Here is a 6,740-nt window from a genome sequence, read left to right on the forward strand (position 1 = left end):
CCGAGGACCGCGTCATCGAGTTCGTCGACCACCTCCACGAGCACTTCCTCGACCCGGTCGTCATCACCGACGGCCACTACCGCGCCCCCACCGCGCCCGGCTTCTCCGCCGCCATGCACCAGGCCTCGCTGGACACCTACCTCTACCCGCACGGCACCTTCTGGGCGGCCGAGGTCGCGCAGCAGCAGGAGGCGGGCGCCTGACGGGGCTGGAACCGCCGCCATGACGGCCGCCCGGCCGAGCCCGGTCTTCGGACGCCCCGGTGCCCGGAAGACCCGGAGTCCGGCCGGGCGGAGCCTCTATGCTGCGAAGATCAGATGACCAGGAAGGGCGGGTCCGTGCCAGTCACCGACGAGGCGATCGAGAAGATCAAGGCCATGATCGTGAGCGGTGAGCTCCGCCCCGGCACGAAGCTTCCCAAGGAGGCCGATCTCGCGGAACGCCTCGGCCTGTCCCGCAGTTCGCTGCGGGAGGCGGTGAAGGCCCTGTCGCTCATCCGGGTGCTCGACGTGCGGCAGGGCGACGGCACCTACGTGACGAGTCTGGAACCCGATGTCCTCCTGGACGCGCTGGGTTTCGTGGTGGACTTCCATCAGGACAACACGGTGCTGGAGTTCCTGGAGGTCCGCCGCATCCTGGAGCCCGCCGCCACGGCGATGGCCGCCCGGGTGATGTCCGACGAGGACGTCACCGCCCTGGAGGCCGTGCTGGAGAGCCTGGACGAGGGCGCGTCACTGGAGGAACTCATCGCGAACGACCTGGAGTTCCACCGCAGGATCGCGGCCGGTTCGGGCAACGCCGTGCTCTGCTCACTGATCGACGGCCTCTCCGGTCCGACCATGCGTGCTCGGATCTGGCGCGGGCTGACCGAGGAGGGTGCGGTGACCCGCACCCGCCAGCAGCACCGCGCGATCCTCGACGCGATCGCCGGCCGCCGCCCGGAACTCGCCCACTCCTGGGCCACCGTGCACGCCGCCGGGGTCGAGCAGTGGCTCCGCGACACCCTCGGCACCGCGGAATCGCACCCCTGCTGAGGGCACGGCGTGTGACGCCCGCTTCCGGGCGTCACACGCCGTCGATGCCCCCGGCAGTTGTCAGTGTATGCACAAGTCGTCGCGCGGCGACGGCAGTTGTCTCGAAATCGATCCGATGAATGCGCGGCCTCTCGACCGGCCTCGACGCGCGATGCCGGGTCGGGCGGATCGGAAATCGAGCGCAGGGCAACCACATTGACCTGCGAAGTCATCTGATTCACCGTCAGTTCTGCTGACTCCGCCGAAGGTTGGGGCAGGCCCTTCGGAGTGCGCCGGTCCCGGGGATTCATCGGACACATCCCTGTCGAGCGCCTTGACATGCCGCTCCGATCGCCGCGATACATGTACTGAGCCGACCCCCTCTCTCCCCGCGCGGGCCTAGAGCGGATTGACCATCAATACTCCGAACACGATGAGTCATACTCATTTTTGCATGGACGTCCACAGCGCGGAGCGGAGAGCCGGTGGTACGCACAGGGACCACCTCTTCTGCATACCCTCTCACCTGGTCTTTCCGTCCAACTGAAGGTGCGTCAGGGGCTGACGCTCATCGCGCACCTTCGTGTCGCCAGTGTTGCGTCAGTGAAAAATAGGGATGTCAATCGTCTTGACAGGGCCACTCACATGCCTCGATAAATACAACTCATAAGAGCAGGGTCTTCAGGAGGGACACCACACATGAGACCCCTACGCATCGGTGCGACGACGGTCAAGGCGCTCGCTGCCGCCACCGTCGTCCTCGCGGCCGTGATGCCCGCCCAGCCCGCCTTCGCGGCCACCACGAACCTGTACGTCGACCCGGTCAACGGCAGCGACAGCAACGCGGGCACCAGTACCGCCGCGGCCTTCAAGACCATCCAGGCCGCCCAGGCGGCGGTCCGGGCCGCCAACGCGAACATGTCCGACGACATCGTCGTGAACCTGCGCGGCGGCACCTACCCCCTCAGCGCCCCGATCACCTTCGGCACCAGCGACTCGGGCACCAACGGCCACGCCGTCGTCTACCAGGCGTACAACGGCGAGAGCCCCGTGGTCACCGGCGGCAAGGCGGTCACCGGCTGGACCGCGGCCGCCAACGGCGAGTACAAGGCCTCCGTGGGCTCCCTCGACTTCCGGCAGCTGTACGTCAACGGGGTCCGCGCCACCCGCGCCCGCTACCCCGACATCGGCACGGACCTCCAGCTGCAGGGCAGCGACAAGACCAACAAGCTGCTGAAGGTGCTCAGCTCGCAGGTCTCCAACTGGTCCAACCTCAACCGGGTCGAGATGGCGCTGGAGACGCAGTGGGGCGAGAGCTTCCTGCGGCTGAAGTCGATCAACTCCAGCAACGGCACCGCCGACATCTCGATCCAGGACCACGAGGCGGGCATCCTCTTCCAGCGCCCCTGGCCGCAGCTCTCCGACGGTTCCCCCCTGCACTTCGAGAACGCCCACGAGTTCCTCAACGAACCCGGCGAGTTCTACGTCGACACGGCCGCGCAGACCGTCTACTACAAGCCCCGCCCCGGCGAGGACATGTCCACGGCCACCGTGCGGGCACCCGCGCTGGAGACGCTCTTCGACGTCAAGGGCAGCAACCTCAACAGCCCCGTCCACGACCTGCGCTTCTCCGGGATCACCTTCACCCAGACCACCTGGATGGAGCCGACCAACAACGGCTACCTCAACGCCCAGGGCGGCAACTACAACATCTCCGCCGACAACAACAACAACCAGTTCGTCGGCCGTCCGCCGGCCGGTGTCCAGGCCGCGAACGCCGACCGCGTGTCCTTCACCGGCAACGTCTTCACGCAGCTGGGCTCCACCGCTCTCGACCTGTCCCACGGCGTCCACGACAGCAGCGCGACCGGCAACTACGTCTTCGACATCGCCGGCAACGGCATCATGGTCGGCAAGTTCTCCGACCCGAACGTGGAGTACCACTCCGTCTACAACCCGCCCACCACGCCGGCCGGTGAGGACGCCCGGGAGGTGGTCAAGAACGTCACCGTCAAGAACAACCTGATCACCCGGATCGGCCAGGACTACCTCGGCACCGCGGGTATCAACGCGGGCTTCGTCAACAGCACCACCATCGACCACAACGACATCTCCGACACCCCGTGGGCCGGCATCTCGCTCGGCTGGGGCTGGCAGTCGGCGGCCAACGCCGAGGGCAACAACAGCGTCAGCTACAACCGCATCGGCAACGTGATGAACCGGCTGTGCGACGCCGCCGGCATCTACCACCTCTCGAACGACCCGGGCACGGTCTTCAACGGCAACTACATCCACGACGTGGTCCGTAGCCCCGCCGCCTGCGGCTCGCCGGTTCACGGCATCTACCTGGACGAGGGGTCGAACAACATGACCGTCTCGAACAACGTGCTGTCCCACACCGACGGGTTCATCAACCAGAACCGCAACGGCACCAACGTCACGCTCACCAACAACACCACGTCCGGCGACGCGGTGATCAAGGCCTCCGGTCTTGAGTCCGGCTACCAGTGGATGACCCTGTGGCCCAACCTCGCCTTCAACAAGACCGCGACCGCCTCCTCGGTCTTCGGCACCGGCACGGAGCCCTCGAAGGCCGTCGACAACAACGGCGCGACCGGCTGGTCGCCGACCGGTAGCGACACCTCGGCCTGGTGGCAGGTCGACCTCGGCCAGTCCTACCAGCTCGGCCAGTTCTCGCTGACCACCCGCCAGGACCTGGACCAGTCCGAGACCCGCGGCAACTTCGAGGTCCGGGGCTCCAACGACCCGAACTTCGGCAGCTACACCGTCCTGGGACGCCAGACGAGCACCCTGCCGTTCGCCTCGACGCTCACCGGCGACATCGACGTCCGTCAGGCCTTCCGCTACGTGCGGGTCGCCAAGACCGACGGCGCGTACTTCTACATCACGGACTTCAGCGTGCAGCAGACGGGCGGCGCACTGGCGGCCTCGACCGGCGGCCCGAACACCAACCCGTCGACGTTCTACACGATCAAGAACGTCAACAGCGGGCAGGTCATGGACGTGTCCGGCTGGTCCACCGCCGACGGCGCGAGCGTCACCCAGTGGACCAACGGCGGCGGCGCCAACCAGCAGTGGAACATCGTCCCGGTCAGCGGCCAGCTCTTCAAGATCGTGAACCGGAACAGCGGCAAGGTCCTCGACATGAACTTCTCCAGCCACTGGAGGGGGACCGCGGTGCAGCAGTACACCTACAGCGGCGGCAACAACCAGCTGTGGTACTTCGAGCCGACCAGCGGCGGCTACCTCATCCGCAACTTCGAGAGCAGGCAGGTCCTGGAGGTGGCCGGCGGATCCACGGCGAACGGCGCCGCCATCGACCAGTCGATGCCCCTGAACCAGTCGTACCAGGCCTGGACGATCCAGTAACGGGCTGACACCCTGGTAAAGCGCAGACCACGGGGCCGGAAAGCACTGCTCAAGCAGCGCTCTCCGGCCCCACCCGTTTCAGCAGCAACTCACAGAAGAGGACACCTGCATGATGCGAAAGTTCTGGGCTTTACCCCTGATCGCGCTCGTCACCGCCGCGCTCGGCGTGACAACGACCGGTGCGGTCCCCGCCTCCGCCGCCTCCAGCACGCCCCTGCGGGTCATGCCGCTCGGCGACTCGATCACCTGGGGCGAGGGAAGCAGCACGGGCAACGGCTACCGGGGCCCGCTGTGGGACGGGCTCGCGGCGGACGGCCACCCGCTGGACTTCGTCGGCACGGGGCGGGCCGGTTCGATGGCCGACCCCGACAACGAGGGCCACGGCGGCTACCGCATCGACCAGATCGCCGCCCTCGCCGACGCGTCGCTGACCCGGTACCGGCCCAACGTCGTGACGCTGGAGATCGGCACCAACGACCTCAACGCGAACGACCAGCCCGCCACCGCCGGCGCCCGGCTGAAGTCACTGGTCAACCGGATCACGGCCGACGTCCCCGACGCGACCGTCCTGCTGGCCTCCCTGATCGTGTCCACCAGCGGCAGGGTGGAGCAGTCCCGGCCCGCGTACAACCAGGCCATCCGCCAGATCGTGAGCGACGCCCAGGCCGCGGGCAAGCACGTCGCGTACGTCGACATGAGCGGCCTGACCGCGGCCGACCTGACCGACACCCTGCACCCCAACGACTCGGGCTACCGCAAGATGGCCGACGCCTTCCGCCGCGGCGTCCAGGCCGCGGACAGCGCCGGCTGGCTGAAGGCTCCCGCCCCCGCCCCCGCCCGCGTGCAGTCCGGAATCGCCGGCAAGTGCCTGGACGTCAGCGGCGCCGCCACCGCCGACGGGACCGCCGTCCAGACCTGGGGGTGCAGCGGCGGCGTCAACCAGCTGTGGTCCGCCTACACCGACGGCACCCTTCGCTCCTCGGGCAAGTGCCTCGACGCCGCGGGCCGGGGGACGGCCAACGGCACCAAGGTGCAGCTCTGGGCCTGCACCGGCGGCACCAACCAGGTCTGGCAGCCCTACAACGGCGGCTACCGCAACCCCGCCTCCGGCCGCTGCCTGGACGTTCCGGGCTCCTCCACGGCCGACGGGACCCAGCTCCAGCTGTGGGACTGCACCGGCGGCTCGAACCAGAAATGGACCACGCTGACCGCCGGATGACGCCCGCTTCCGGAACCTGAACGATTCCGGGACCTGGACGCTTCCGGAACCTGGACGCTTCCGGCGTCCTGGAACGCCGAGCGGCCCCCGCGCCGACCGTCCACTGTGGGCGGTGGGTCGCGGGGGCCGCTGGTTCGGTCGGCGACAGCGATTCGGAGCGGTCGTCAGGACTGCTCCGAAAGGCCGGGCTCGACGATGATGACGTCCAGGGTGCGGGGGCCGTGGACGCCCTCCACCCGGTCGAGTTCGATGTCGCTGGTGGCGGACGGGCCGGAGATGAAGGTGAGCGGACGGGCCGGGTCCAGGCGGGCCAGCGCGTCCGGGACGTCGTCGGCGATCTGCTCGGCGCCCACGATGCACAGGTGGTAGTCGGGCACCAGGCTCAGCGCCCGTCGGCCCTGGCCGGCGCCGGCGTCGAGGACGATGGTCCCGGTGATCGCGATGCCCGCGCGGGCGAGCGTGATCGCGCCGTCGAGCCCGTCCAGGGCGGGGACGTCGAGCGGTTCCGAGTGCCACTCCCAGTCGCCGCTCGGCAGCAGCTCGGCCGGGAAGCCGTCGGGCAGGGCGAGGCGTCGGACGCCGCGCCGGGTGAGGGCGGCGGCGACGGCCTCGCCCAGACCCGCCCGGTCGGTGCGGCTGACGTCGGCGCGGTAGTCGGCGACCCGCTCGGCGAACAGCGCGACGGTGTCCTCGCCGGGGGCGGTGTGGCTGCGGCGGTAGTCGCGCGGGACGGGCACGTCCTCCGGCCGCTCCTCGGACGGGACGTCGGCGAGCGCGGCCCGGATGCGGGCGAGGACGGTGTCGCGGCCGGTCATTCGTTCTCCCTGTTCTTGCGCCACCAGGTCCGGAAGGACTCGGCCGGCGGCGCGGGGGTGTCGCGGCTGTCGGACCAGCCGTGCAGCGGGCCGGGCAGCCGGCCGATGCGTCCGCGGCGGGCCAGGGCCCGGCCGCCGAGCGAGGCGGCCTTCTGCGCGGCGCCCAGCAGACGCGGGGAGTCGAGGACGGTCGCGGCCGCCTTCATCGCCAGCGCCTCCGCCGACCGGCCCTTGGCCTCGACCACCTCGGCCCGCAGGTGGGCGAGCACCTCCGGGATGTTGATCTTGACGGGGCAGGCGTCG

Annotated in this window: 5 protein-coding genes and 1 pseudogene; 4 read left to right on the plus strand and 2 right to left on the minus strand. The window is 69.3% G+C overall.

Annotated features, from left to right (window positions below; genetic code table 11):
• The 4 genes and pseudogenes from ACFP3U_RS36515 to ACFP3U_RS36530 form a co-directional block, all read left to right on the plus strand.
• Positions 1-203 (plus strand): annotated as a pseudogene (locus ACFP3U_RS36515) (fuconate dehydratase); the annotation flags it as partial.
• Positions 204-338: 135 nt separating this feature from the next.
• Complete coding sequence (locus ACFP3U_RS36520) at positions 339-1,034, plus strand: FadR/GntR family transcriptional regulator (RefSeq protein ID WP_380230085.1); 696 nt, start codon at positions 339-341, stop codon at positions 1,032-1,034.
• Between the two features lie 678 nt (positions 1,035-1,712).
• The gene (locus tag ACFP3U_RS36525) at positions 1,713-4,403 is read left to right on the plus strand and encodes an RICIN domain-containing protein (protein ID WP_380230086.1); all 2,691 of its coding nucleotides are present in this window, start codon (positions 1,713-1,715) and stop codon (positions 4,401-4,403) included.
• Between the two features lie 112 nt (positions 4,404-4,515).
• Positions 4,516-5,622, plus strand: a complete 1,107-nt coding sequence (locus ACFP3U_RS36530) for a ricin-type beta-trefoil lectin domain protein (protein WP_380230089.1) — start codon at positions 4,516-4,518, stop codon at positions 5,620-5,622.
• 164 nt (positions 5,623-5,786) lie between these two features.
• Here the strand turns inward: ACFP3U_RS36530 and ACFP3U_RS36535 are convergent, their stop codons facing one another.
• Together ACFP3U_RS36535 and ACFP3U_RS36540 are read right to left on the minus strand one after the other, a co-directional pair.
• Entirely contained in the window at positions 5,787-6,437 is a 651-nt protein-coding gene (locus ACFP3U_RS36535) for a LutC/YkgG family protein (protein ID WP_380230087.1), read from the minus strand.
• Positions 6,434-6,740: lactate utilisation protein LutB domain-containing protein (locus ACFP3U_RS36540; protein WP_380230088.1), on the minus strand; the 307-nt coding region annotated here is incomplete at its 5' end. The genes ACFP3U_RS36535 and ACFP3U_RS36540, both read right to left, overlap by 4 nt.

This window comes from Kitasatospora misakiensis (genome assembly GCF_042656005.1).
GTDB classification, from domain to species: domain Bacteria; phylum Actinomycetota; class Actinomycetes; order Streptomycetales; family Streptomycetaceae; genus Kitasatospora; species Kitasatospora misakiensis.